At 68.3% G+C, this 24,484-nt stretch carries 28 protein-coding genes; 15 read left to right on the forward strand and 13 right to left on the reverse strand.

The genetic code is table 11. The features are described 5' to 3' along the window. Positions 1-33 precede the first annotated feature (33 nt). The 3 genes from ACOZ4O_RS10860 to ACOZ4O_RS10870 all read right to left on the reverse strand — a co-directional run bounded on the left by ACOZ4O_RS10860 (position 34) and on the right by ACOZ4O_RS10870 (position 2,757). Positions 34-936 carry a carbohydrate kinase family protein gene (locus ACOZ4O_RS10860; protein ID WP_424525332.1) on the reverse strand — a complete coding sequence of 301 codons (903 nt, stop codon included), beginning with the start codon at positions 934-936 and terminating at the stop codon, positions 34-36. Continuing rightward, a complete protein-coding gene (locus tag ACOZ4O_RS10865; protein WP_424525333.1) occupies positions 933-1,742 on the reverse strand; it encodes a DUF63 family protein in 810 nt (269 codons plus the stop codon). The genes ACOZ4O_RS10860 and ACOZ4O_RS10865 overlap by 4 nt, the downstream gene beginning before the upstream one ends. Before the next feature lie 88 nt (positions 1,743-1,830). After that, a complete protein-coding gene (locus tag ACOZ4O_RS10870) occupies positions 1,831-2,757 on the reverse strand; it encodes a ribose 1,5-bisphosphate isomerase (protein ID WP_424525334.1) in 927 nt (308 codons plus the stop codon). A gap of 127 nt (positions 2,758-2,884) precedes the next feature. Between ACOZ4O_RS10870 and deoC the strand changes: the two genes are divergently transcribed. After that, positions 2,885-3,517, forward strand: a complete 633-nt coding sequence (deoC, locus tag ACOZ4O_RS10875; protein WP_424525335.1) for a deoxyribose-phosphate aldolase — start codon at positions 2,885-2,887, stop codon at positions 3,515-3,517. Here the strand turns inward: deoC and ACOZ4O_RS10880 are convergent. Beyond that, entirely contained in the window at positions 3,508-4,650 is a 1,143-nt protein-coding gene (locus tag ACOZ4O_RS10880) for a PQQ-binding-like beta-propeller repeat protein (RefSeq protein ID WP_424525336.1), read from the reverse strand. The genes deoC and ACOZ4O_RS10880 overlap by 10 nt on opposite strands. A gap of 102 nt (positions 4,651-4,752) precedes the next feature. Between ACOZ4O_RS10880 and ACOZ4O_RS10885 the strand changes: the two genes are divergently transcribed. Beyond that, entirely contained in the window at positions 4,753-5,856 is a 1,104-nt protein-coding gene (locus ACOZ4O_RS10885) for an AI-2E family transporter (protein WP_424525337.1), read from the forward strand. A gap of 10 nt (positions 5,857-5,866) precedes the next feature. Here the strand turns inward: ACOZ4O_RS10885 and ACOZ4O_RS10890 are convergent, their stop codons facing one another. Continuing rightward, entirely contained in the window at positions 5,867-6,340 is a 474-nt protein-coding gene (locus ACOZ4O_RS10890; protein ID WP_424525338.1) for a hypothetical protein, read from the reverse strand. 118 nt (positions 6,341-6,458) lie between these two features. On the opposite strand from ACOZ4O_RS10890, the gene ACOZ4O_RS10895 reads away from it, so the two are divergent. After that, on the forward strand, positions 6,459-7,712 hold the full coding sequence (locus ACOZ4O_RS10895; protein ID WP_424525339.1) for a tRNA (N(6)-L-threonylcarbamoyladenosine(37)-C(2))-methylthiotransferase: 1,254 nt from the start codon (positions 6,459-6,461) through the stop codon (positions 7,710-7,712). Between the two features lie 43 nt (positions 7,713-7,755). Continuing rightward, a complete protein-coding gene (locus ACOZ4O_RS10900) occupies positions 7,756-9,225 on the forward strand; it encodes an aldehyde dehydrogenase family protein (RefSeq protein WP_424525340.1) in 1,470 nt (489 codons plus the stop codon). On the opposite strand, the gene ACOZ4O_RS10905 is transcribed toward ACOZ4O_RS10900, so the two are convergent. After that, entirely contained in the window at positions 9,217-9,762 is a 546-nt protein-coding gene (locus ACOZ4O_RS10905) for an HIT family protein (RefSeq protein WP_424525341.1), read from the reverse strand. The genes ACOZ4O_RS10900 and ACOZ4O_RS10905 overlap by 9 nt on opposite strands. A gap of 141 nt (positions 9,763-9,903) precedes the next feature. Here ACOZ4O_RS10905 and ACOZ4O_RS10910 point away from each other — a divergent pair, with 141 nt between their 5' ends. After that, positions 9,904-10,104, forward strand: a complete 201-nt coding sequence (locus tag ACOZ4O_RS10910; RefSeq protein WP_330990054.1) for a hypothetical protein — start codon at positions 9,904-9,906, stop codon at positions 10,102-10,104. 63 nt (positions 10,105-10,167) lie between these two features. Here ACOZ4O_RS10910 and map read toward each other — a convergent pair whose 3' ends face one another. Then, entirely contained in the window at positions 10,168-11,061 is an 894-nt protein-coding gene (gene map / locus ACOZ4O_RS10915) for a type II methionyl aminopeptidase (RefSeq protein ID WP_424525342.1), read from the reverse strand. A 300-nt stretch (positions 11,062-11,361) separates the two neighbouring features. Between map and ACOZ4O_RS10920 the strand changes: the two genes are divergently transcribed. After that, positions 11,362-12,042, forward strand: a complete 681-nt coding sequence (locus ACOZ4O_RS10920; protein ID WP_424525343.1) for a metallophosphoesterase family protein — start codon at positions 11,362-11,364, stop codon at positions 12,040-12,042. Beyond that, a complete protein-coding gene (ppk1, locus tag ACOZ4O_RS10925) occupies positions 12,039-14,267 on the forward strand; it encodes a polyphosphate kinase 1 (protein WP_424525344.1) in 2,229 nt (742 codons plus the stop codon). The genes ACOZ4O_RS10920 and ppk1 overlap by 4 nt, the downstream gene beginning before the upstream one ends. Here the strand turns inward: ppk1 and ACOZ4O_RS10930 are convergent. Further along, complete coding sequence (locus tag ACOZ4O_RS10930) at positions 14,264-15,136, reverse strand: isoaspartyl peptidase/L-asparaginase (protein ID WP_424525345.1); 873 nt, start codon at positions 15,134-15,136, stop codon at positions 14,264-14,266. The genes ppk1 and ACOZ4O_RS10930 overlap by 4 nt on opposite strands. 108 nt (positions 15,137-15,244) lie before the next feature. Between ACOZ4O_RS10930 and icd the strand changes: the two genes are divergently transcribed. Continuing rightward, the gene (gene icd, locus ACOZ4O_RS10935) at positions 15,245-16,501 is read left to right on the forward strand and encodes an isocitrate dehydrogenase (NADP(+)) (protein ID WP_424525346.1); all 1,257 of its coding nucleotides are present in this window, start codon (positions 15,245-15,247) and stop codon (positions 16,499-16,501) included. Between the two features lie 136 nt (positions 16,502-16,637). Next, on the forward strand, positions 16,638-16,925 hold the full coding sequence (gene yciH, locus ACOZ4O_RS10940) for a stress response translation initiation inhibitor YciH (protein ID WP_424525347.1): 288 nt from the start codon (positions 16,638-16,640) through the stop codon (positions 16,923-16,925). Here yciH and ACOZ4O_RS10945 read toward each other — a convergent pair. Both ACOZ4O_RS10945 and ACOZ4O_RS10950 read right to left on the reverse strand, forming a co-directional pair. Continuing rightward, on the reverse strand, positions 16,922-18,307 hold the full coding sequence (locus ACOZ4O_RS10945; protein WP_424525348.1) for a PAS domain-containing sensor histidine kinase: 1,386 nt from the start codon (positions 18,305-18,307) through the stop codon (positions 16,922-16,924). The two genes, yciH and ACOZ4O_RS10945, sit on opposite strands and share 4 nt — an antisense overlap. A 129-nt stretch (positions 18,308-18,436) precedes the next feature. After that, complete coding sequence (locus ACOZ4O_RS10950) at positions 18,437-18,775, reverse strand: cupin domain-containing protein (protein WP_424525349.1); 339 nt, start codon at positions 18,773-18,775, stop codon at positions 18,437-18,439. Positions 18,776-18,836: 61 nt separating this feature from the next. Between ACOZ4O_RS10950 and ACOZ4O_RS10955 the strand changes: the two genes are divergently transcribed. Both ACOZ4O_RS10955 and ACOZ4O_RS10960 read left to right on the forward strand, forming a co-directional pair. Further along, complete coding sequence (locus tag ACOZ4O_RS10955; RefSeq protein ID WP_424525350.1) at positions 18,837-19,277, forward strand: NUDIX domain-containing protein; 441 nt, start codon at positions 18,837-18,839, stop codon at positions 19,275-19,277. Positions 19,278-19,309: 32 nt separating this feature from the next. Continuing rightward, a complete protein-coding gene (locus tag ACOZ4O_RS10960; RefSeq protein ID WP_424525351.1) occupies positions 19,310-19,831 on the forward strand; it encodes a DUF5817 domain-containing protein in 522 nt (173 codons plus the stop codon). Here the strand turns inward: ACOZ4O_RS10960 and ACOZ4O_RS10965 are convergent. From ACOZ4O_RS10965 to ACOZ4O_RS10975, 3 genes are all read right to left on the reverse strand, one after another. After that, complete coding sequence (locus ACOZ4O_RS10965; protein ID WP_424525352.1) at positions 19,826-19,972, reverse strand: hypothetical protein; 147 nt, start codon at positions 19,970-19,972, stop codon at positions 19,826-19,828. The two genes, ACOZ4O_RS10960 and ACOZ4O_RS10965, sit on opposite strands and share 6 nt — an antisense overlap. A 60-nt stretch (positions 19,973-20,032) precedes the next feature. Beyond that, entirely contained in the window at positions 20,033-21,247 is a 1,215-nt protein-coding gene (gene hmgA / locus ACOZ4O_RS10970; RefSeq protein ID WP_424525353.1) for a hydroxymethylglutaryl-CoA reductase (NADPH), read from the reverse strand. A gap of 102 nt (positions 21,248-21,349) precedes the next feature. Further along, a complete protein-coding gene (locus tag ACOZ4O_RS10975) occupies positions 21,350-21,880 on the reverse strand; it encodes a GbsR/MarR family transcriptional regulator (RefSeq protein WP_424525354.1) in 531 nt (176 codons plus the stop codon). 55 nt (positions 21,881-21,935) lie between these two features. Between ACOZ4O_RS10975 and ACOZ4O_RS10980 the strand changes: the two genes are divergently transcribed. The 4 genes from ACOZ4O_RS10980 to ACOZ4O_RS10995 are packed head-to-tail and all read left to right on the forward strand — an operon-like array spanning position 21,936 to position 24,467. Beyond that, the gene (locus ACOZ4O_RS10980; RefSeq protein ID WP_424525355.1) at positions 21,936-22,664 is read left to right on the forward strand and encodes an ABC transporter ATP-binding protein; all 729 of its coding nucleotides are present in this window, start codon (positions 21,936-21,938) and stop codon (positions 22,662-22,664) included. After that, the gene (locus ACOZ4O_RS10985; RefSeq protein ID WP_424525356.1) at positions 22,657-23,385 is read left to right on the forward strand and encodes a hypothetical protein; all 729 of its coding nucleotides are present in this window, start codon (positions 22,657-22,659) and stop codon (positions 23,383-23,385) included. Before ACOZ4O_RS10980 ends, ACOZ4O_RS10985 begins: the two co-directional genes overlap by 8 nt. Next, positions 23,382-24,110, forward strand: coding sequence for a hypothetical protein (locus tag ACOZ4O_RS10990; protein ID WP_424525357.1), 729 nt, complete (start codon positions 23,382-23,384; stop codon positions 24,108-24,110). The genes ACOZ4O_RS10985 and ACOZ4O_RS10990 overlap by 4 nt, the downstream gene beginning before the upstream one ends. Positions 24,111-24,149: 39 nt before the next feature. Continuing rightward, complete coding sequence (locus ACOZ4O_RS10995) at positions 24,150-24,467, forward strand: thiamine-binding protein (RefSeq protein ID WP_424525358.1); 318 nt, start codon at positions 24,150-24,152, stop codon at positions 24,465-24,467. The last annotated feature ends 17 nt before the right edge of the window (positions 24,468-24,484 follow it).

The following is a 24,484-nucleotide window of genomic DNA, read 5'->3' on the forward strand; positions in this document are numbered from 1 at the left end:
ACGGTTCGCGACAGCGGGGTGCGTCCCCTCGCGTCAGTAGCGTTGTTCGAGAAAGGCCTCGACTTCGGGGCGGGTCGGCGCGGTGCGTGCGCCCTCGGAGGTGGCGGCGAGCGCGCCGCAGGCGTTCGCGTACTCCAACGCGCGCTCGATGCGGTCGGCGTTGATGCCGGCGTCGCCGAGGACGACCGCGAGGAAGCCCGCGGCGAACGCGTCGCCCGCGCCGGTGGTGTCCACCGCGTCCACGTCGAACCCCGGGTGCTCGTAGCTTCCAGTGGATTTGTGGACGGTCGCGCCGCGCGCGCCGTGTTTCACGACCACGAGGCCGCCGCGGGTCGGCGGCGCGTTCGCGTACTCCGACCCGAGGACGGACGCGGCCTCCCGGCCGTTCAGGAACAACACGTCCGCGCGCTCGATGGTCGCGGAGAAGTCCCGCGAATCGAGGCGGCGACCGGGGTCGAAGCTCACCGTGGCGTCCACGTCCGCGGCCAACCGCGCGAGTCGCGCCGCGGTTTCGGGGCGCTGGCTCGTCAAGTGGACGTGGTCCACGTCCGCGACCGTCCCCGCGTCGACGTCGTCGGGGTGGACGGCTTCGTTCGCGCCGTCGTTCCCGAGCACCATCACCTGGCCGCTCGCCGCGACGACGAGGTACTTCACGCTCGTCTCGCCGTCGTCGACGACGCGCAAGCGGTCGGTATCCACGCCGACCTCGGCGAGTTCGCGCCGGACGAGCAGGCCGTTCTCGTCGTCGCCGACGCTCCCGAGGATGCTCGCGTCCACGTCGTGGCCCACGAGCGACGCCGCGACGTTCGCCGCGCTCCCGCCGCCGGCGGTGTGCTGACTCTCGATTCGTGCCTCACCGTCCGGGTCGGGGAGAGCGTCCACGCGCAGCGTTACGTCCCAGTTTACGTGCCCGGCCGCGAGCACGCGCCGGGTCACGGCGCGGTCACCACGAACAGGAGGAAGTTGTGCATTCCCGGCCCCAGTCCGACCGCTGCCACGAGGCCGAGGAGGAGCGACCCCTCGACTTCCGCCTCCCGGACGTAGTCCGCGAGCAGGACCGTGATTGCCGCGGCGAGCGTGAGCTTCACGAGCACGAACAGCCAGCCGCTCCCGAGGTACTGCGCGGTCGGGAGGCTCGCCGCGAACTCCATGATGAGTCGGGAGAGCGGCGTGCGCTCCCCGAACTCGAGCACGTCCACGCCGACCGCGGTCGTCGCGCCGTCGAGCGCGTGCCCGAGCACCACGAGCGCGCCCGCCGGCCACGTCACCCGGGCCGCACCCGGGCGGACGCGCCGCAGCACCGTCCACACGACCGCGGCCGCGACCACGCCGACCGCCAGCCCCACCGCGGGCCACGCGAGCGTCAGGCCGCCGTGCGTCGACCCGTACTGGAGCGCCACGCCAACGGGGGCCGCGAGCGCGAGAAATCCGGTTCCCGCGAGCACCCGTAACGGCGCGTCCGTCCGACTCGCGCCGATCCAGCAGAGGCCCGCGAGCACGAACGTCGACGCGTACACGACCGGCGAACTCGCGAACGGCGCGACCAGTTCCGGCAACACCTCTAGCTGATAGGTGACGTACAGCGTCGACCCGACCGCCATCCACGGCGCGAGCGCGACGATGCTCCGCGGCGTCACGCGAACTCGGGCCGCCCGAAGCCCGTACGCCACCGCCGCCACACCCACCACGACCACCAGCAAGTGGGGGAGCGGCGGAACCTCGACTCCTGCGGGCAACACCATACCGGACGCCCGCGGCCCGACCGGAAAACGTTGCCGCTCCACGCCGACCCCCGAAGACCGGACCCCTCCCTTGTTCGGTCCGGACGACTTACTCCGAGAACACGTCGTCCGGCTGGTCGCCGTAGCGCTCGCGCATGAGTGTGACGAGGCTCTCGGGGGCGTACTGGCCGCGCTCGGTGACGACGGCGTCAATGTAGCGCGACGGGGTCACGTCGAACGCGGGGTTCGCCACCGAGACGTCGAGGTCGGCGTCGAGGACCTCGGTGGGGTCGCGTTCCTCGATTTCGATTGGGTGGCCGGCGAGCGTCCGGGGCGCGAGTTTCAGGGTCTGCGCGGCGACCGTCACGGGAACGTCGCGTTCGCTCGCGCTCGCGGCGAGTCCGGCGGTGCCGATCTTGTTCACGACCGCGCCGTCCGAGCGCACGGCGTCCGCGCCGACGAGCACGTGGTCGACCGCGGGGAGGAAGTGGTGCGCGGCGGAGTCCACGACGAGCGTCACGTCCACGCCGAGGTCGCGCAGGCGCTCGGCGGTGATGTGGCCCTGCTTGCGGGGGCGGGTCTCCTTCACGTACGCGGAGAGGGACTTCCCGGCGTCGACGGCGTGTTCGACGCACGCGAGCGCGTCCGTCGAGTGGCAGTGCGTCATCACGGTGTCGCCGTCCGCGAACCGCCGGCCGCCCACGCGGCCGAGGTCGTCCTGCGCCGCGTCCAACTCCGCGCGGAACGACTCGACCGCGGTGATGACACTCTCGCGGAGTTCGGGAACGGTCTCGCCGTGCATTCCGCCGAGCACGAGGCGGAGGGCGTTCGGGAGGGAGACGGCGGTCGGCCGGGTCTCCCGGAGGCGTTCGGCCGCCGCGGTCACGTCCGCTCGGAAGGCGGCGGGCGTGTCCGCGTCGCTCTCGCGCGCTTCGACGGCGAGCGCGTCCGCCGCGGCGCGCGCGATGGTCGCCGCGCCCCGTACCTCCATCGACGCGATGCGTTCCGCAGTGTCCGCGACCGCGTCGCTAACCATACTGAGCGTTCGCGGCGCGAGCGGAAAAAGAGCAGGGGCGACAGGACGTTCGACACGGCGTAGCCGGCGCGCGCTCGTGTCCGAATGAACACCGGCAGTTTATGGCTCGCGGCCGCAACGTCCAGCCATGAACCGCGAGGACCTCGCCGCCGCCATTGACCACACCGTTCTCGGCCCCGAGACCACCGTCGGCGACGTGGAGCGCGTGCTCGACGACGCCAGCGAGTACGGCATGAACGCCTGCATCCCGCCGTGCTACGTCGAGGAAGCCGCCGCGTACGCGCCCGAGGTGACGCTCGCCACCGTCGTCGGGTTCCCGCACGGCCAGCACCACCCCGCGGCGAAGCGCGCCGAAGCCGAGCAGGCGTGGGACGACGGCGCGGACGAACTCGACATGGTGCTCAACGTCGGCCGCCTGAAGAACGGCGAACACGACGCCGTCCGCGCGGACATCGAGGGCGTCGTCGCCGCCACACCGCTCCCCGTGAAGGTCATCGTCGAAGCCGCGCTCCTCACCGACGCCGAGAAACACGCCGCCGGCAAACTCACCGAGGAAGCCGGCGCGGACTACCTCAAGACCTCCACCGGGTTCGCGGACGGCGGCGCGACCGTCCCCGACGTGGAACTCCTCAGCGAGTACCTGCCCGTGAAAGCCAGCGGCGGCATCGGCACCGCGGACGATGCGCTCGCGATGCTCGACGCCGGCGCGACCCGCATCGGCGCGAGCTCCGGTGTCGAAATCGTCGAGGACTACGACTGAACCACGAACGTCGTTCGCGTCCCGCCGTCGTCCTGTCCGGTCGCGACGACGAGGCCGTCGGTCGCGACGACTGACGGCCCGAGGTAGCCGCCGAGCGGGAGCGTCCACTTCTCGTCGCCCGACTCACGGTCGAGCGCCGCGAGCACGCCGTCCTCCCGTCCGACGAACACCGTGTCCCCGGCGACCGCCGGCGCGCACCGGACGGTCGCGTTCTCCGGATTGTACGACCACACCACCTCGCCCGTCTCGACGTTGTGCGCGTCGAGTATGCCTGTGCCGCTGTACAGGCGGGGGCCGTCCAACGCGAGCGCTCGCCACCCCGAGACGTCGTCGCGCTCCCAAACGACCTCGCCCGTGCGGCGGTCGAGCGCCGCGAGCGTCCCGTAGTGGCCGTTGACGTAGACGCGTTCGTCCCCGATGACCGGCGGTTGGAGGTCGCGCGCGCCGAGGTTCGTCCGCCAGACGGGCGTCCCGTCCGTCGTGAACATGTATACCTCGCCCGTCACGGTCGCCACGGCGGTCACGACGATGTGTGTTGCCGGCATCGTCCGTACGTTCCCCCAGACCGACTGCGTCCAGACATCGCGGTCGTATCGCCCGATTCCGGCGAGTCGGCCATCCGCGAGCGCGACGATGAGCCGTCGCCGCTCGTTGGAGACCGCGGGCGGCGTCACCACCTCTGCGGGGAACTGCATCGACGCGACCAGTTCGCCCGAACTCACGTCGAACCCCCGAAGTTCGGAGCCGAGGGGCGCGTACGCCACGCCGTCGAGCACCGTTGGCGGGAACCGTCCCGCCGTCTCCGCGCGCCACGCGAGTTCGCCCGACGCGGTGTCGAACGCGCGAACCCACTCGTCGTCCGAGACGAACACGCGGTCGTCGGCCACTGTCGTCCCGGTCCACGACGGCGGACGCTCCGTAACGCTCGCCGCCTCGGGGTCGGCGAGCGGGGAGGCGTCCCGCGCGAACCGCGTGTTCGCGTGGTCGTGGCCGAACGACCGCCAGCCGTCCTCGAACTCGACGCCCGGATAGTCGTTCCCGAGTTCGTCTCCGTCGTCTCCCAGCGAGCATCCGGCCGTCGCGGCGAGCGCGCTCGCACCAGTCGCGGCGAGGAACCGTCTGCGGGAGGGCATAGCGGAACCTGTCTGGCTTCCGACTAAACGTTTCGGGTGGGTTCGGCCACCTCCTTTTTTCTCGCCGGCTCCCGACCCAGTCCGTATGCACGGGTGGCCGCCGTGAGTTCGCGCGAGTGGATTCCGTCCCGTGGAGAGCGCGTGCCGCTCTGGGGCGTCGTGCTCGTACTCGCCGCCGTCGTCGGGTTCGCCGTCTACTCCTTCATCGGGACGTTCGTCCTCGGCGTCTTCATCTACTACGGCGTCCGCCCCGTCTTCCGGCGGCTCGACCGCGTTCTCCCCGAGACCGCCGCGGCCATCCTCACGCTCCTCCTCACCGCGCTCCCGTTCTTCGCCGTCGCGGGCTACTTCGCCCTCATGGGGTTCCACGAACTCCTCCCGCGGCTCCGCAGCTACCAGGCACTCCTCCAGCCGTACGTGAACGTGGACGCGCTCCTCCAGCAGCCAGTCGACGAGTTCGTCGCGTACCTCCAGAACCCCTCGCGGTACTCCGTGACCAGCATCATCGACCAGGCCCAGCGGTTCTTCGGCCTGTTCTCCAGCATCCTGATGAACCTCGTGCTCGCGACCCTGTTCGCGTTCTACCTCCTCAAGGACGGCAAACGCCTCCGCGAGTGGTTCGCGGGGTTCGCGGGCGACGGCTCCGCGACCTATGCGTACGCCACCGCCGTCGACCGCGACCTCGAAACGATGTACTTCAGCACCGTCCTGATGGTGTTCGTCATCGCCGTCGCCGCCGAAGTCGTCTACCACGGCTACAACATGCTCGCACCGCACGCACTCGGCATCCCGTTCCCGACCGTGCTCGCCGTCGCCACCGGACTCGCAGCACTGATTCCGCTCGTCGTCGGGAAGATCGTCTACCTCCCGCTCGTCGGCTACCTCGGGTACACCGCCGCCACCACGCCCGAACTCAGCCTGCTCTTCCCCGTCGGACTGCTCGTCGTCTGCTTCCTCTTCCTCGACTTCATCCCGATGACGTTCGTCCTCCCCGAAATCGCCGGCCGCGGCACCCACGTCGGCCTCGTCATGTTCGCCTACATCGTCGGCTCCATGGTGTTCGGCTGGTACGGATTGTTCCTCGGCCCGCTCGTCCTCGTGCTCTCCGTCCAGGCCGTCCGCATCCTCCTCAAACCGCTCGTCTTCGGCGACGAAGTCACGGGCGACGTGAACACCGCCGAGGACATGGGCGCAGACCCGCCGTGAACCGGGGGTCCTATCCAGCGCGCTCGCGGCGTTGCTGAACCGTCTGCCAGGCCAACACGGCGGTCACGACAGCGGAAACCGCCGCCAGAAGCCAAGACTGCTGGAGGACGGCGTACACTACAATGAGACCGAAACTGGCCGGGATGAGTACACCGGGTAGCATCGGATAGCGGTTTTGGAGCGGAAGCAGAACCGCTCCGGTGACGAACACGACCGTGAGCCACCAAAACCCTCCAATTCCGTTTTCGGTCCACCCCCAGAACGTGACTGCCGCGAGAGCAAGAAAACTGCCGCTGAGTAACCCGGACAGCACGGTTCGAGATGCTCCGAGTCGCTGTGCGACGGCCAGTACGACGCCGCCGAGAATCATTACGACACCCATGAGGAAGACGGTGAAACCGAGGTTGAACAGGACACTCGCGACCGACCCGACCAATCCAAGGATGGAGAACGACCAGGACCGCGTCGTGGGAGGATTGCTCATGTCTGGACGTCCCAGTATTCTATTATAATTTTGAGGGTAGATGGATTCGAGAAAGTCGTGTCTCCGTCGGGGACCCGAAGCGCGGGGCTTTTGACGATTCCGACAGTACTCGTGTGTGATGGCCCGGTACCATATCGAGACCTACGGGTGCACGTCGAATCGGGGTGAGAGCCGGGAGATAGAGAAGCGGCTTCGGGACGCCGGCCACCACAAGGTCGACGGGCCGAAAGCGGCGGACGTCTCCATCCTCAACACCTGTACGGTCGTCGAGAAAACGGAGCGAAACATGCTCCGCCGGGCGGAAGAACTCAGTGAGGAGACCGCGGACTTGTTCGTCACGGGCTGTATGGCGCTCGCGCAGGGCGAGGAGTTCCGGGAGGCGGACGTGGACGCCCAGGTACTGCACTGGGACGAGGTGCCGGAGGCGGTGACGAACGGCGAGTGTCCGACGACGACGCCGGACGCCGAACCGATTCTGGACGGCGTCATCGGCATCCTCCCCATCGCCCGCGGCTGTATGAGCAACTGCTCGTACTGCATCACGAAGCAGGCGACCGGGCGCGTCGATTCGCCGCCCGTCGAGGAGAACGTTCGGAAGGCCCGGTCGCTCGTCCACGCCGGCGCGAAGGAAATCCGCATCACCGGCCAGGACACGGGCGTCTACGGCTGGGACGACGGCGAGCGCAAACTCCCCGAACTCCTCGAACGAATCTGCACCGAAATCGAGGGCGACTTCCGCGTTCGCGTGGGGATGGCGAACCCCGGCGGCGTCCACGGCATCCGGGAGGAACTCGCGGGCGTGTTCGCCGAGCACGACGAAATATACAACTTCCTGCACGCGCCCGTGCAGTCAGGGTCGGACGACGTGCTCGAAGAGATGCGCCGCCAGCACCGCGTCGAGCAGTACCTCGACATCGTCGAGACGTTCGACGACTCCCTCGGGGAGTGGACGCTCTCCACGGACTTCATCGTCGGTTTCCCGACGGAGGAACCGGAGGACCACGCGATGTCGATGGCGCTCCTCCGCGAAACTCGACCCGAGAAGATCAACGTCACGCGGTTCTCGAAGCGCCCCGGCACCGACGCCGCCGACATGAAGGGGCTCGGCGGGCAGGTGAAGAAGGACCGCTCGAAGGAGATGACGGACGCGAAGATGGAGGTCGTCGGGGAGGCGTACGAGTCGATGGTCGGCACCGAGCGCGACGTGCTCGTCACCGAGCACGGGACGGGCGACTCCGTGAAGTGCTACGACGGCGCGTACCGCCAGATAATCGTGCAGAACGCGTCCGACCACGGCCTCGAACCAGGTGACTTCGCGACGGTCGAAGTGACGGGGCACTCGACGGTGTACGCGTTCGCCGACCCCGTGTAGGACGGACACCACCTCTTTACTGCCAGCTTCCGTATCTCCGCGCATGGCTCAGACGAACGCGGACGCGTGGAACCGACTCTACGTCGACGGCGAGTGGCGCGAGGCCGAGAGCGGCGACACAATCCTGGTCGAGAACCCCGCGACCCGCGAGGAGTTCGCGGAAGTCCCAGCGGGCACCGTCGCGGACGTGGACGCCGCGTACGAGGCCGCGGACGCCGCGCAGGACGCGTGGGCGGCGCGCTCCCGCGAGGAACGCCTTGAGTACGTCGAGGCGATGCGGGACGAACTCCAGGAGCGCTACGAGGAGGTCGCGGGACTGCTCGCGCGAGAGAGCGGGAGCGCGATGGGGAAGGCGACCGGCGAGGTCGGCATCAGCCTCGCGGACTTCGGCACCGCCCTGAACGTCGAACCCGAGGGCGAGGACGTCCGCGACTCCCAGTTCGTCTCCGGGAAAGACCACCACATCGTGCAGGAACCGGTGGGCGTCGTCGGCATCATCAGCCCCTGGAACTACCCACTACACTTGACGACGCGCGCGCTCGCGCCGGCGCTCGCGCTCGGGAACACCGTCGTCGTGAAACCCGCGAGCGACACGCCCGTCACGGGCGGCCTCCTGCTCGCGGACATCGCGGACGAGGTCGGTCTCCCCGACGGCGTCCTGAACGTCGTCACCGGCCGCGGGAGCGACATCGGCGACCGGCTCTCCGACCACCCGACGCCGCGCGTGCTCTCCTTCACCGGAAGCACGGCCGTCGGGCGGTCGGTCGGGAAGAACGCGGGCGAGAACATCGCGATGCCCGCGCTCGAACTCGGCGGGAACGGCCCGTTCGTCGTCACTGAGTCCGCGGACGTGGAGCAGGCCGCGGCCGCGGGCGCGGTCGGCTCGTTCACCCACCAGGGACAGGTCTGCATCTCCGTCAACCGCCACATCGTCCACGAGTCCGTCTACGACGAGTACGTCGAGCGACTGGTCGACCACGCGGAGTCCCTCACCGTGGGCGACCCGACCGACCCCGACACGGACTTCGGCCCGATCGTGAACGAGAGTCAGCGCGACGACCTCGCCGCGTTCGTCGCGGACTCCGTCGACGAGGGCGCGACCCTGGAGACCGGCGGCGACTACGACGAGCTGTTCTTCGAACCGACCGTGCTCTCCGGCGCGACCAACGACATCGCCGCCGCGTGCAACGAACACTTCGGCCCCATCGCACCCGTCATCCCCGTCGAGAGCGACGACGAAGCCGTCGAACTCGCGAACGACACCGAGTACGGCCTCTCCGCGGGCGTGTTCGCCGACGACACCGAGTACGGCCGCAGCCTCGCCGACCGTATCGACGCCGGGATGGTGCACGTGAACGACCACCCGATTCAGGACGAACCGAACGCGCCCTTCGGCGGCATGAAGGCGTCCGGCCTCGGCCGGTACAACGGCGAGTGGATCGTCGACGAACTCACCGAACCGAAGTGGATCTCCGTGCAGAACGAACCGCGGGAGTACGACCTCCTAGAATGAGAGCGTGACCGCGCCCGACTCGCTCACGCCCGACGCCGCGTCGTGCCCCGCGAAGGCGTCGTGGAGAGCGTCGTAGGTGTCGGAGAGCGCTTCGACGACGACCTTCGTGTCGCTGACGACCGGCATGAAGTTCGTGTCACCCTCCCAGCGCGGGACGACGTGCGTGTGCAGGTGGTCCTCGATGGACCCGCCCGCCGGCCCGCCCCCGAGATTGAGCCCGGCGTTGTACGCGTCCGGCCCCATCGCCGCGTCGAGCGCGTCGAACGTCGCCTGCTTCAGGCGCGCGTGGTCGAGCAACTCGGCGTCCGAGAGCGCGCCGTAGTCGCCGCCGTGGTCGTACGGAATCACCATCGCGTGCCCCGGATTGTAGGGCGCGTTGTTCAGCAGACAGAACGCGTGCTCGGACCGCGCGACGATGCGGTTCTCGCGGTCCGTTTCTTGCTCGGGGAGTTCGCAGAACACGCACTCTTCGACGTCCGGGTTCTTGTCCTCGCGCTCCACCCACTCGATGCGCCACGGCGCGAACATACGGTCCATACCCGAGAGTTCGCCGCCGTCGGGAAGAACAATTCGGCTCCCAGCGGCCCGTCGGGTCACGACGGAAAGACGCCGTGGTTCGATACTAAGGGTGTGTTTTTAAGTTCCTCGGGGAATTCTTTGGAATAGAGGGTGGTTCCGATGGCGAGTAAAACACCTCATTCCGACGGCATGACGGAACTGTGCGAGAGCTGTGGGCAGGAGACCCCTCACGAGGTCTCCATCGAACTTCGAACGGAAAGTTCGAAGTCCGAGAACTCCGAGTTCTCGCGCGAACCCTACCGGGTTTCCGAATGCCGTTCGTGTGGCGAAACGAGTAGCCAGCGAATGAACAACGCCTAACGGCGTCGTTTAACTCCCAGCAGCCCCCTCATTTATTATTCATACCGAGTCGACGGATAGTCCCTACTCCGTCGTGCGCTCGCAGCCGTCCTCCGTGACGATGACGGTGTGTTCGGCCTGACTCACGAGTTCGCCCTCCTGTTCCTTGAGCACGGGATAGCTCCGGACGATGTCGTTCATCTCCAGGCGGCGCAGCCCCATCTCCGCGCGCGGCGTGTCCAGCCAGCGCGCCGCGAACGGCAGTCTCTCGAACTCGTCGGCGGCGTCAAGCACCTGGCGGGCCTGTCGGTTCCGCACGGACTTCTCCGCGACGACCTCGTAGATTTCGGTCGCCTGCCCCTCGGAGACCTTCCCGTTGCCCGTCGTGGCGAACGGCTCGATGGCGAGCACGTCGCCCTCCTGCAGTTCCACGCCGGTGTCGACGCCGCGGTTCGGGACGTTCGGCCCCGTGTGCGCGTCGTACACCTCCAGGCCGTGCCCGGTGAGGTTCACGATGGGCTTGAAGCCGTACGCCTCGATGACGTCCTCGACCTCAGCGCCGACCTCGCCCGTGTGCACGCCCGGTTCCACGGCGTCCAGCGCCGCGTCCAGCGCCTCCTCCGCGGCCTCCACGAGCTCGCGGTTCTCCCCGAGGTCCACCGTCGTCGCCGAGTCCGCGATGTGTCCGTCCACGTGCACGCCCACGTCCAGACACACCACATCACCCTCCGAGAACTCCGTGTCGTCGTCCGCGCCCGGACTCGCGTGGCTCGCCTCCTCGTTCACGCTGATGTTCACGGGGAACGCCGGCTTCGCGCCGCGCTCCCGAATCTCGGACTCCGCGAACTCCGCCACCTCGAGGTGCGTCGCGCCCGGTTCCACCATTTCAGCGGCCTCCGCCATCACGTCCGCGAGGATGTCGCCCGCTTCCTGATACTTCTCGTACGCCTCCGACCCGCGCTCGACGGAATCAGTCATACCTCCGTCTTCGCGTGACACGGGAAAAGAGGTTGCGCCTCCACCTTTTTACTCTGCGGGTCGCGCGGAGCGCGACCGCTTGAGCAAAAACCTGGAGGGAAAAAGCCGAGCGGCTTCGCCGCTCGGTACGGCCTCGGAACTGTCACCACGCCGCCTCCGCTGCCGCGACCGCAGTCCCGAGGTCTCGCTCGCGGCTTCCACTGAGGCCTATATACCGCTCACGACACCTATTATAAATCGCTTACGTGCGTGAGCGTCTTTTCTCTCGTGACGCACGCCGCTCGCCGCGTGCGCGCAGCCATGTCAACGGGAATCCAGCTCAGCGACGACGTCGAACCGCACCACCACCGCGTCGACGCGACGGCGTACGACGACATGTACGTCGTCGGCGACGTTCACGGCTGTCGCGCCAGCCTCGACCGACTCCTCGACCGCATCGCCCCCGGCGAGCGCGACCTCGTCGTGTTCGTCGGCGACCTCGTCCGGAAAGGCCCCGACAGCGCGGGCGTCGTCGATCTCGTCCGGCGTCGAGAGAACTTCCTGAGCGTCCGCGGGAACAACGAGGAGAAACTCCGGACGGGCGACGCCCACCTCCCCGAACTCGACGCGGACGCCACCGACTACCTCACGTCGCTCCCCGTCGCCATCTCCTGGGATGACGCGCTCGTCGTGCACGGCGGCGTCCACCCGGACCGGTCGCTCGCCGACCACCACGCCGGCGAACTCATGACGATGCGCGCACCCGAGGGCGACGGCTACGCCGGCCCGTTCTGGTACGACGACTACCAGGGCCCGCCCCGCGTGTTCTTCGGGCACACCGTCCACGACGACCCCGTCGCGGGCGAGTGGGCGGTCGGCCTCGACACCGGCTGCGTGTACGGCGGCACCCTCACCGCGTACAGCGTCCGCGACGACTCCTTCGCGAGCGTGCCCGCCGCGGAAACCCACCAATCCCGGAGCGACGAGAAAATCGTCACATGACGGAACTCACGGACCCCGACCGCTACCTGAACCGCGAACTCAGCGAACTCGCGTTCCAGCGCCGCGTCCTCAACGAGGCCGTGGACGACCGCAACCCCGTCCTCGAACGCGCGAAGTTCCTCGCCATCGTCACCCAGAACATGGACGAGTTCTTCATGAAGCGCGTCGGCGGCCTCAAACAACAGATAGACGCCGGGTTCACCGAACCGTCCGTCGACGGCCTCACGCCCCGCGAGCAGTGGGAGACCGTGATGGAGACCGCGCGCCCCCTCCTCGAACAACAGGCCCGGTGCTATCACGACGACGTGCGGCGCGCGCTCGCGGACGCCGGCGTCGAAATCCTCGACTGCGACGACCTCACGCCCGCGGAACGCGACGACCTCCGCGAGTACTTCCAGTCGTCCGTCCTCCCGACGCTCACTCCACTGACGTTCGACCCCGCGCACCCGTTTCCCTTCATCTCGAACCAGAGCCTCTCCCTCGCCGTTCTCACCAAGGACGAGGCGGACGACGAGACGACGTTCTCCCGCGTGAAAGTCCCCGGGAACCGCCCGCGACTGGTCGAACTCGACGACGACGGTCGGTTCGTCCTCCTCGAAGACGTCATCGCCACGAACCTCGACCTCCTCTTCCCCGACACCACGGTCGTCGACTACGCGTCCTTCCGCGTCACCCGGAACGCCGAAGTCCGGCGGAACCAGGAGGTCGCGGAGGACCTCGTGAACCAGATGCAGCGCGTCCTCCGCCAGCGCCGGTTCGCCACCGTCGTCCGCCTCGAAGTCGAATCCGGCGCGCCCGACGCCATCCTCGACGTGCTCACGGACCAACTCGGCCTCGACGACCGCGAAGTGTTCTCGCTGCCCGCGCCGCTCGACTTCCGCGCGCTCACCCGCCTCCTCGACCTGGACCGCCCCGCCCTCAAACGCGAGGAGTGGACGCCCCACTCACACCCTCGGATTCACGACGGCACCGACGACGTGTTCGCCGAAATCCGCGACGGCGACGTGCTCGTCCACCACCCCTATCACTCCTTCTCCGGGACCGTCCAGCGGTTCTTCGACGAGGCCGCACACGACCCCGACGTACTCGCCATCAAGGCCGCTATCTACCGGACCGCCCGCGACTCCCGCGTCATCGAATCACTCATCGAGGCCGCGCGGAACGGCAAACAGGTCGCCGTCACCGTCGAACTCAAGGCGCGCTTCGACGAGGAGAACAACCTCCGCTGGGTCGACCGCCTCGAAGAGGAAGGCATCCACGTCGCGTACGGCACGCTCGGCTACAAGGCCCACACGAAGACCAGCCTCGTCGTTCGCGAGGAAGACGACGGCGTCCGCCTCTACTCGCACGTCGGCACCGGAAACTACCACTCCGAGACCGCGAAACGCTACGAGGACCTCGGCCTCCTCACCGCCGACCCCGACATCGGCTACGACCTCGTCACGCTCTTCAACTTCTTCACCGGCCACTCGATGCCGACCGAGTACCGCTCGCTCCTCGTCGCCCCCACCACGATGCGCGAGCGCTTCCACGACCTCATCGACCGCGAAATCGAACGCGCCGACGCCGGCCATACCGCGCGCATCGTCGCGAAGATGAACCGCCTCGAAGACCCCGAAATCATCTCCCGGCTCTACGAGGCGTCCCAGGCCGGCGTCGACATCGACCTCGTCGTCCGCGACATCTGCCGCCTCCGCCCCGGATTGGACGGCGTCAGCGAGACCATCACCGTCCGCAGCATCGTCGGTCGGTTCCTCGAACACTCCCGCGTCTTCTACTTCGAGAACGGCGCCGGCGACATCGACGACCCCACGCCCGCCTACTTCATCGGGTCCGCGGACTGGATGCAGCGCAACCTCGACAACCGCGTCGAAGCCATCGCGCCTGTCACCAACCCCGGCCTCCGCGACTACCTCGACAGCGTCCTCGACGTGCTCTTCGCGGACAACCGCCGCGCCTGGGAACTCCAATCCGACGGCACGTACGTCCAACAACACCCCGACGGCGACGAGGTCGACGCCCAGACCGCGCTCATGGATCGCGCGCGCCGCAACGCCCCCAACCCCGCCGACTCCGGCCCAATCGCCGACTACGAAGACCCGCTCTTCGACTCCGAGAACACTCACGGCGACGAGCGCGCCGACGCGATTCTCGACGACGCAATTCTCGACGCCATCACCGACATGGTCGACGACGCCAACCCCGACCCCGAAACCACCGACTAATCCGAATCGCTCGCCGTCTGCATCGCTTCTGAGTTGTATGCGTCGCCGGCGTTGCCGTCGGCGTCGAGGACGATGACGCCGGCGCTGCTGTCAGTGAGTTCCGCGAACTCCTCGATGGCGCGGTCGGCGGCCGCCTGCGCGTCCAGTCCGGATTCGAGGTGGCGGACGGCGCGCCGGGTGAGCGTCGTCTTCGCGATGTCCTCGCCAGCGCCCGTGGCGGACGCCGCGCCAGCGGGCGCGGCGTAGAACCCGGACCCGATTTGGGGCACGTCGCCGACGCGTCCGGCGAGCGCGAGCCACCGCCCGCCCGTGGACGTCGCTGTCGCGAAGCATTCTCCATCGAACGCGACCGCACCCACCGTGTCGTGGTCGTGCTCGTCGGGGTCGCCGCCGAATCGGTCTTCCAACCACTCGACGTGCTCCAGCGGGCTGCCCTCCGGATGGCTGTCGAGGTCGTCCCACTGCTCGCGCGAGCGCTCCGTCCAGAGGTCGACCTCGGTTTCGACGCCGATATCCTCGGCGAAGTCCACGGCGTGCACGCCGTTCAGGAACACGTGGGGCGTGCGCTCCATCACGCCGCGCGCGACCGACACCGCGTGCTCGACGCCCGGCATCCCCGCCGCCGCGCCCGCCTCTCTCTCGCTGTTCATGACGCCCGCGTCGGTGCGGACGATGCCGTCCGACTGGACCGCGCCACCGACACCAGCGTTGAATCGCTCGTCGGATTCGAGGACGCGAACCGCCGCCTCCACCGCGTCCACGGGGTCGTCCTCGCTCGCGCCCGCGGCCGCCGCGTCGTCCAGCACCGCCTGCCGAGGCTCGGGGTCGTCGGGTGCGCCGCCCGCGCCGCCGTGTACGATGACCTTCATGCGGGGTGGTTTCCCGAGCATCCGCATAAACCGTCGGCTTCCGGAACAGCCCTGTGTCGCGCGGAAACAGCAGTCCTTTTACGCGCTCCGCGGGAGATTTCAGGCGAGATGAGCTACGACCAGATCGACGCTCCCACTGAGGGAGAGAAGATCACGTACGACGAGGAATCCGGTCTCGAAGTCCCCGACAACCCCGTCATCCCCATTATTTACGGAGACGGCATCGGGAAGGACGTCGCGCCCGTCGCGCAGGACGTACTGAGCGCCGCCGCGGAAGCGACCGGCCGCGACATCAACTGGTTCCGACTGTACGCCGGCGAGTCCGCTCGCGAGAAGTACGACGAGAACCTCCCCGACGACACCGTGCAGGCCCTCAAGGACTACCGCGTCTCCATCAAGGGCCCGCTCACGACGCCCGTCGGCGCGGGCTTCCGCAGCCTGAACGTCGCGCTCCGCAAGAAACTCGACCTCTACACGAACATGCGGCCGACGTACTACCTCGACGGCGTTCCCTCCCCTGTCTCCGACCCCGAGGAGATGGACATGGTGAACTTCCGCGAGAACACGGAGGACGTCTACGCCGGCATCGAGTGGGAAGCCGGCACCGACGAAGTCGAAGAGGTCCGCGAGTTCGTCGAGGACCAGATGGGCTTCGACTCCACCATCCACGACGGCCCCGTCGGCATCGGCGTGAAGCCCATCAGCGAGTTCGGCACCAAGCGCCTCGTCCGACAGGCTATCGAGTACGCCATCGAGAACGACCGTGACTCCGTCACGCTCGTCCACAAGGGCAACATCATGAAGTTCACCGAGGGCGCGTTCCGCGACTGGGGCTACGAACTCGCCGACGAAGAGTTCCCCGAGCAGACCATCGACGAGGACACCCTCTGGGAGGAGTACGACGGCGAAGCGCCCGAGGACAAGGTCGTCGTCAAGGACCGCATCGCGGACAACATGCTCCAGCAGCTCCTCACGCGCACGACGAACTACGACGTGCTCGCGATGCCGAACCTCAACGGCGACTACCTCAGCGACGCCGCGGGCGCCCAGATCGGCGGCCTCGGCATCGCGCCCGGCGCGAACATCGGCGACGGTCGCTTCCTCGCGGAGCCCGTGCACGGCAGCGCGCCGAAGCACGCCGGCAAGGACAAGGCGAACCCGAGCGCGATAATCCTCTCCGGGAAGATCATGCTCGAACACATCGGCTGGCAGGACGCCGCGGACCTCGTCCACGACGCCGTCGAACAGCAGATCTCCTCGAAGCGCGTCACCTACGACCTCGAACGCCAGGTCGAAGGCGGCGAGAAACTCGCGGCCAGCGAGTACGCAGAGGAAATCATCGAGCGGATCCACGAGCTCGCGTAAGCGACTCGGGGGTTAGCTGGAACTCGCTTCCGGCGCAATCCACGAGCTCGCATAATCGATTCGTAGGTCGCTCGTCGTAGCGGCGTCGAACACGATGGCCCCGTTTTTCTTGAGTCTCGCTCGCGTAGCTGTGAGTGTGAGCGACGATGATGTCTTCGAGGGCGTGCCGGGTATCGAGGAGGATTTGGCGCGCGCCGAACAGCGGTTGACGGTGCGCGTGGAGCGCCGGACGTACGATAAGCCGGTGACGATAGTGGAGGGGTTCGAGGACGAGTCGGTGGACCTCACCGACCTCGCGTCCGAGTTGAAGTCGAGTCTGGGCGCGGGCGGCACGGTGAACGACGGCGCTATCGAAGTGCAGGGCGACCACGCGGAGCGGGTGCGCGAGCTATTGGCCGAGCGCGGGTTCTCGGTCGAGGATTAGACGAGTCGGATGCCGGTGATTTCGAAGCGCGCGCCGCCCGATTCGCTCTCGGTGACGGCGATGCCCCAGTCGTGGGCGGTCGCGATTTCGCGGACGATTCGCAGGCCCAAACCGGTGCCGTCCTGGGACGTGGTGTAGCCGGAGTCGAACACGCGGCTGCGTTCGGATTCGGGGATGCCGGGGCCGTCGTCGGCGACGTAGAACGCGTTCTCCGAGAACGCGCCGAGCTCGACCTGCGCGTCGTCGCCGGCGTGCTCGCGGGCGTTCCGAAAGAGGTTCTCGAACAACTGGAGGGCGCGCTGGCGGTCCGCGAGGAACTCCACGTCGTCGCTGACTTCGATGCTGAGGGTGGCGTCCGCCGTTTCGACGTTCTCCCAGGCGTCCCGGGCGACGGCGGCGAGTCCGACCGGGTCAGTGTCGTCTACGCCGGTCTCCCGGACGAGCGTGCGCACGCCTTCGATGAGGTCGTTCATGCGGTCGAGAGACTGGTCGATGACCTCGAGGTGTTCGTCCACGTCGGCGTTCTCCGGGAGGCGATCTTCCACGATGGGGAGGCGGGCAGACGCCACGCTCAATGGATTCCGGAGGTCGTGAGTGACGATGCTCGCGAAGTCCTCCAGTTGCTGGTTCTTCTTCACGAGGTCGGTGACGTCCTGCATCACGACGATGGTGCGCGTGGTGTCGTCCACGGTCTGCTCGCGCCGCCGGAGTTCGGCGTAGCGCTCGCTTCCACCCGCGTCCTCGAACGCGAACCGCGTCTCCGCCCGCTCGTCCCCCGTTCCCTCGATGGCGGCGGCGAGCGCGTCCGTGTCCGTCGCCGCGAACACGTCGAGGTCGAGCGGGTCCGTTCCAACGATGTCCGACCGCGGTTCAGGGGTGAGCCCGCAGAACTCCTCGTTCGCCTCGGCGACGACGCCGTCGTCGTCCACGACGAACGCCGGGTCCGGAATCGCCTGGAACAGTCCGCGGAACTCGGCCTCGGTCTGGCGGTAGCGTTGCGCGAGCGAGAGCGACTGCTCGCGGCGCACGAGCAGGTTCGACAGCCGCTGGAAGAGCACGGTCGCGTCCACGGGCGCGGAGACGATGTCGTCCACGACGGTCGTGTCGTCGGCCGACTGGGGGTCCGGGAGTTCGATGGTACTCGGGGTGTCCTCGCGCTGCAGGAGGACGACCGGAACGAACACCGGGTCGGCGTCCTGCTTGTACGAGACGACCTCTCCGCGATGGTTCGGGAGCGAGCGGTCGTCGACGATGACGGCGTCCGCGTCGTCGTCGATGCTATCCGGGTCGTCGCGTCCGACGACGGTATAGCGTTGGCTGAGCAGTGACGCCAGCGAGTTCCGGTTCCCATCGTCGTCGATGAGCGGTTGGATTCGTATCATACTGCTAACTCCCTCCTATCGCTCGTGACTACGCGCATCGTGGTTCACGTCGGCGTCCCGTCGGGGACGCCCCGCAGGTCCGGCATTACGACGGATGACTACTGATACTCGGTTAACGTTGTCGGCCCGCTACTCCTGCCAGTCCGGGTTCTCCCGCGGCGGGCTGAACACGTCGATTCCGTCCACGGGCGTATCGCCGACGTTGTGCGCGGCGTGCGGTTCGTCCGCGGGAATCACGTAGGACTCGCCGGTCGTCACGACGTGCTCCTCGCCGTCCACCTCGAACGTGAGCGCGCCGTCGTACACGAACCCCACCTGCTCGTGGGGATGGCTGTGTTCGGGCACGCTCGCGCCCGGTTGGATGTGGAAGTGCTGGACGCTCATGTTCGCCCCGACGGAGAGTTCCGCGAGGTAGACGCCGTCGACGGCCTCGACGATGCGTTCGGCGGACAGGTCGTGTGTCTCCATACTCGGGTTCGCCGCGCGACGCACTAAACAGTTTAACGTCCCCGCCCGCTCGGTGTCGCGTATGGACGCACCCCACTACGTCGTGAACGCGGAGGCGGCCGTCCACCGCGACGGCGAGTACCTGCTCGTCGAACGCGCGGCCGGCGAGGAGCACGCGGCGGGCGCGCTCGCGCTCGTCGGCGGGAAGGTCGAAATCACTGAGGGCCGGGACGTGCTCGAAGCGACGGTCCGCCGCGAAGTCGAGGAGGAGGTCGGCGTCGCCCTCGGGCGTCTCGACTACGTGACGAGCAGCGCGTTCGAGACGCCGGACGACCAGGTCGTCAACACCGTGTTCCTCGCGGAACACGACGCCGGCACCGCGCGCGTCCGCGACCCCGAGGAGGTCGCGGCCGTGCACTGGCTCACGCCCGACGAGGTGCGCGACCACCCGGACGCGCCCGCGTTCACCGCAAACTACATCGAGGCCGTGGACGCCCATCGCCGCCGTCGACGGGACTCCTAACCTTCAAATCCCGAGCGGGCGGAGTGCGGTGTGTGTACGCCGTCGTCGGCTGCAGCGAGTGCAGCGCGCTCTGGATACTCGAGGGACGCCCCGAGACCACGGAGTGTCCGCGCTGTGGCTCCCAGCGACAGTTTTCGAAACGCCGGAAGTTCGTCACCACGGAGGACGAGGACCACGCCCGCGAGGTCCGCTCCTCGATGCTTGCGGCGCGCTCGGGGTACGGCGACGCGTTCGCGGACCTCGACTCGTTCAGCGAGATGGAGGCCGCGACCGACGAGGCGGTCGTGTCCGACGACGAGTACCTCGACTCCGTCGGCGTCGACCCCGACGCGGTCGCGGAGGCGGGCGAGCGCGCCGAGTCGAGCGGCGGGTCCGTGAGCAAGAAAGAGCGCGTCCGGGAGGCCGTCCGCACGCTCGACCAACCCACGGAGGACGACATCGTGGCGTACTGCGCCGAGCACGGCGTGAGCGCCGACTACGCGCGCCGGACGCTCGAAAAGCTCGCGCGGACGGGCGAGGTCTCCGAGAGCCGCGGCGTCTATCGGCTGCTATAGGAGCGCGCCGGTGACCGCCTGATAGAGCGTCACGGCGAGCAAGAGCACGGTGAGGAGGAGTTTGAGCACGCGGAGGTAGCGGACGCTCGGCGTGTCCGGGAGCGGTGTGCCGCCGCTGTCGGTGGGTGGCTTCTCCGGCATACCGTCCGCTAGCCGCGTCAGGGAAATAAAGTCGCGCCGGACGCGCGGTGAAAGTGAAACTTAACGGCCGAGCTCCTCGTGCGCGGAGGAGAGGTGGCGGGAGGCGAGCGCGGAGACGAGCGAGAGTTCGCCGGCGAGTACGCCGGTCGCGATTATCTCGGCGAGCGCGTCCGCGTTCGCGCCGGCGGGGTCGCCGCCGCCACGCACGCCGAGCACGTCCAGGGCCTCGGCCTGCGTCGGGAGTTTCGTCCCGCCGCCGACGGTGCCGACTTCGAGGCTCGCGAGGTTCACGCTCGCGTACAGTTCGTCCTCGCGCGCCTTGACGGTCGTGATGGTGTTCGAGCCCTCGACGACCTGCGCGATGTCCTGACCGGTCGCGAGGAACATCGCGGCGACGACGTTCGCGGCGTGCGCGTTGAACCCGAGCGCGCCCGCCTTCGCCGACCCGACGAGGTTCTTCCGCGTGTTCGCCTCCTCGATGGCCTCCGGCGTCGTGTTGAACCGCTCCTCCACGACCTCCCGGGGGATGCGCACGTCCGCGGAGACGGTGCGGCCGCGGCCCTCGACGGCGTTGATGGCGGCGGGCTTCTTGTCCGAGCAGAGGTTCCCGGAGAGCGCGACCAGTTCCGCGGGCGTCTCGGCCTCCACGAGGTCGGCGGCCTCGCCGGTGGCGATGGTGGCCATGTTCATCCCCATCGCGTCCTTCGTGTCGTAGGAAAAGCGGAGGAAGACGGAGTCGCCGACGACGTAGGGCGTGACGGACTGGAGTTCGCCGTGGCTCGTCGTGGATTCGGCGGCCTCGGCGAGAGCGTCCTCGTTCGCGCGCACCCACTCCGCGACGGTCTTCGCCTCCGCCACGTCCGCGACGCGGAACACCGGCGCGCGCGTCATCCCGTTCTTCAGGACGCGAGCGGTCGCGCCGCCGCCCGCCCGAATCGCCGAACAGCCCCGGTTCACGGACGCGACGAGCGCGCCCTCGGACGTGGCGAGCGGGAGATAGTACTCGCCGGTCGCGGCCTCGCCGTTCACCAACACCGGCCCGGCGACTCCCATGGGCACCTGCACGCCGCCGACGAGGTTCTCGATGTTCGAGCCGTGCACGTCCGCCGCGTCGAACGCGAACTCGCCGATTGCGTCCGGGTCGCTCGCCGTCTCCCGGCGGAGGAGTTCGCGGCGAGCGGCCGCCGCGGTCGCCTCGTCCGCGTGGTCTTCGAGTTCGTACAGCCGGAGCTCGCCGGACTGCACGCGGTCCGCGAGGTCGGAAACGTCACTCATACCCACGAGTCCACGGCGAACCCCCTCAAGGTTGCCGTTCTCCGTGGACTGGGACTGAACGCTTCTGCCCGTCGAGTAACTCCCGCACGCGGTCGGCGGTGGTTAGCCGCGGACGACGTCGAGGAACTTCGAGAGCGCGGTCTGGAGGCGGCTACCCGACATCGAGGTGACGAGGTCGACGAACCGCTTGGATTGATCGTAGACGCGTTTGAGTTCGCGGACGCGTTCGAGATCCTGCTGGGCGCGCTCGGTGTCGGCGTTCTCGAGGGTGGTTTCGGCGTCCGCGAGCCTGCGGGTCATCGTCTCGATTTCCCGTCGCACTTCGCGGTTGAGAAACTCCTGGACGATCCGCCAGAAGTCGCGTTCGGCCTCGAAGAACGCTCGCTTCCCTTCACCGGGAAGCGAGCGCCGATGAACCATGTGGAGGCGTTCTAAGTCCTGCATTTTCGTGCTCACGGTTGACTTCGCGAACTCGCTCTCCTCGGCGAGGTCGTCCAGGGAGAGCGGTTCGTGCGCGAAGAAGAGAAGTCCGTAGAGACGGCCGTAGCTCCGGCTGAGACCGTATATTTCCGCGGAGCGCTCGAAGCCTTCGATGACGCGCTCGCGGGCGGCGTCCGGATCGGCGTCAGTCATACCTATCGATACGCTCCCAAAACGCATAAATCACAACCTTCGGAATATTCGGTATATGCCGAATATATTGGATGGGGCCGCAAGTGACGCGGACGACGACGTCGTACTACACGCGAACGGCCTGGAGAAGACGTACGACTCTCGACTCCCCTGGGAGCCGTCGGTCGACGTCCTGACCGGTGCGAGCCTCCAACTCCACGCGGGCGAAATCGTCGGCATCGTCGGCGAGAACGGTAGCGGGAAGTCCACGCTGATGCAGTGCCTCGTCGGCGCACTCGACCCCGACGCCGGCGAGGTGTCCCGGCCCGGCGGGGTCGGCTGGTGCCCACAGGACGACCGGCTCTACGACCGCCTCACCGTCGACGAAACCTTCCGCCTGTTCGGGGAAGCCCACGGCATGACCGATGCCGAGATCGCGGACGCGGCCGACCGCCTCACCGCCCGCCTCGACTTCGAGCGGTTCCGCGACCGCCGCGTCGACCGTCTCTCCGGCGGTAACCGCCGAAAACTCACGCTCTCTGTCTCCCTGATGCACGACCCCGACGTGCTCCTTCTCGACGAACCCTACACGGGCTTCGACTGGGAGACCTACCTCGCGTTCTGGGACCTCGCCGCCGACCTCTCCGAGCGCGGCACCGCGGTCGCCGTCATCTCCCATCTCGTGAGCGAACAGGACCGCTTCGACCGCATCTACGAACTCGCCGACGGCCGACTCACGGAGGTCGACGATGCGGCCGACTCGACGGAACGCGAGCGCGAGCGAACGGAGGGCGAGCATGCGTAGTCTCCGCGTCGGCGCGAGCGCGAACGGGAAGACGGCGGTTCGGGAGCCGACGACGCTCGCGCTCCTCGTACTCTTACCGCCGTTCGTCGTCTACGTCTACGGCGCCGCGATGTCGTCGTTCCCCGATGTCGCGTTCCTCCATGGTTCGGCGACGTCCTACGGTCGCATCGGCGGCGCGCTGTTCGCCACCGCGTTCCTCTCCGGGCTCGTCGGCCTGTTCGGCACCGTCAGCGCCGCGCGAGCCGACCGATACCTGGCGTTCTCCGGCTACTCGCCGGCCGTCCTGTTCGGCACGCGCGTACTCGTCTCCGTCGGCATCGCGGCGGCCGCGGCCGCCGTCTCCCTCACCGCATTAGTCGCGTTCGGAACCACGGTAGCAGCGCCCCTCGTCGCGTTCGCCGTGCTCGTGCTCGCCGGCGTGCTCTACAGCCTCCTCGGCGTCGTCGTCGGCGCCATCGTTCCGCGCGAACTCGAGGGATCGCTCGTCCTCGTCTTCCTCGCCGACATGGACTCCTTCCTCTCCGGCGATGTCCTCGAGGTGAACACCGCCCTCGTTCAGGCGATGCCGCTCCACTACCCGCACGCGCTGTTCACGTCCGCGGTCAGCGACGGTACGATCGTGACCGACAACGCCCTCGGCGCGCTCGCCGCGCTTGCGATCCTGTTCGCCGCCGCGGGCGTCGGCTACGCGGCCGCGACCGGCCAGGGGTGGTCGGCGTGACCCGAACCACCACCGCGCTCTCCGCGACGGTCAAGCAGTTCGGCCGCACGCCCGTCCTGCTCGCGCTCCTCATCGCCCTCCCCGCGTACTTCGTCGGCCTCCTCGGCTACGTCCTGCCCGACGCGCCTATCACGGTTCAAGTTCCGGGGATGACCGTCCGGACGACCCTCGTGAACGGAACACTCCCGATGCTGGCGGCGCTCGCGGCCGCGATGGTCGCCGGTATCGCCGGGCTCTTCCTCACCGTCGACACCCTTGACGCGGACGGATGGCTCTCGCTCGCCGGTCTCCCCGCCCGAACCCTGTTCGTCGCGCGCGCCCTCGCGCTCGCCGGCGCCGCGGTGCTCGCCGCCGCGGGCGCGTCCGCGGTTCTCGGCCTCCACGTCGTCCCGGATCAGCCGGTCGTGTTCGTCGCGAGCGTCGTCGTGCTCGCCGTCACGTACGGTCTTCTCGGCGCGGTCGTCGGCGTCCTCACGAGCCGGCCCGCGGGCGTCTACGTGATGCTGTTTGGGCCCGCTATCGACCTGTTCTTGTTCCACTCGCCGCTTGCCACCGACCCCCCGATCTGGGCGGCTGCCTTTCCCGGTCGGTACGCGGGCGTCGCCGCGATGGACGCCGCGTTTTCCGCCGACCCGAACTGGAGCGCGCTCGCGTGGGGCGTCGCCTACCTCGCGGTCACCGCAGTCAGCGCCGGCGTCGTTGTCGCCCGTGGACTCCGCACCTAAACAGTGACGTATATCACCGGGTAATTGCACGGTATTAGTATGACCGTGACCGCGATGCTATCGGTGTCGCCCGTCGACAGCCCCGACGTTGACTTCGACGCGGAGATAGCGAAAGCCGTCGACGCCCTCGACGACTTCGACGTGCGCTACGAGACGCACCCGATGGAGACCACCATCGAGTCCGACTCGCTCAGTGAGGTGTTCGCGGCCGCGCAGGCCGCGCACGAAGCGGTGGACGCGAGCCGCGTCGGCACTACGCTGAAAATCGACCACTACCGAGAGGAATCGCTCGCGGCCGCGGAGAAAGTCGACCGCGTCGAACACCACCTCGGCCGGCCCGCGCGCGGCGGCGAGTAGCCGGCCTTCCCGAACGT

This window comes from Salarchaeum japonicum, from assembly GCF_049705945.1.
Lineage (GTDB): Archaea > Halobacteriota > Halobacteria > Halobacteriales > Halobacteriaceae > Salarchaeum > Salarchaeum japonicum_A.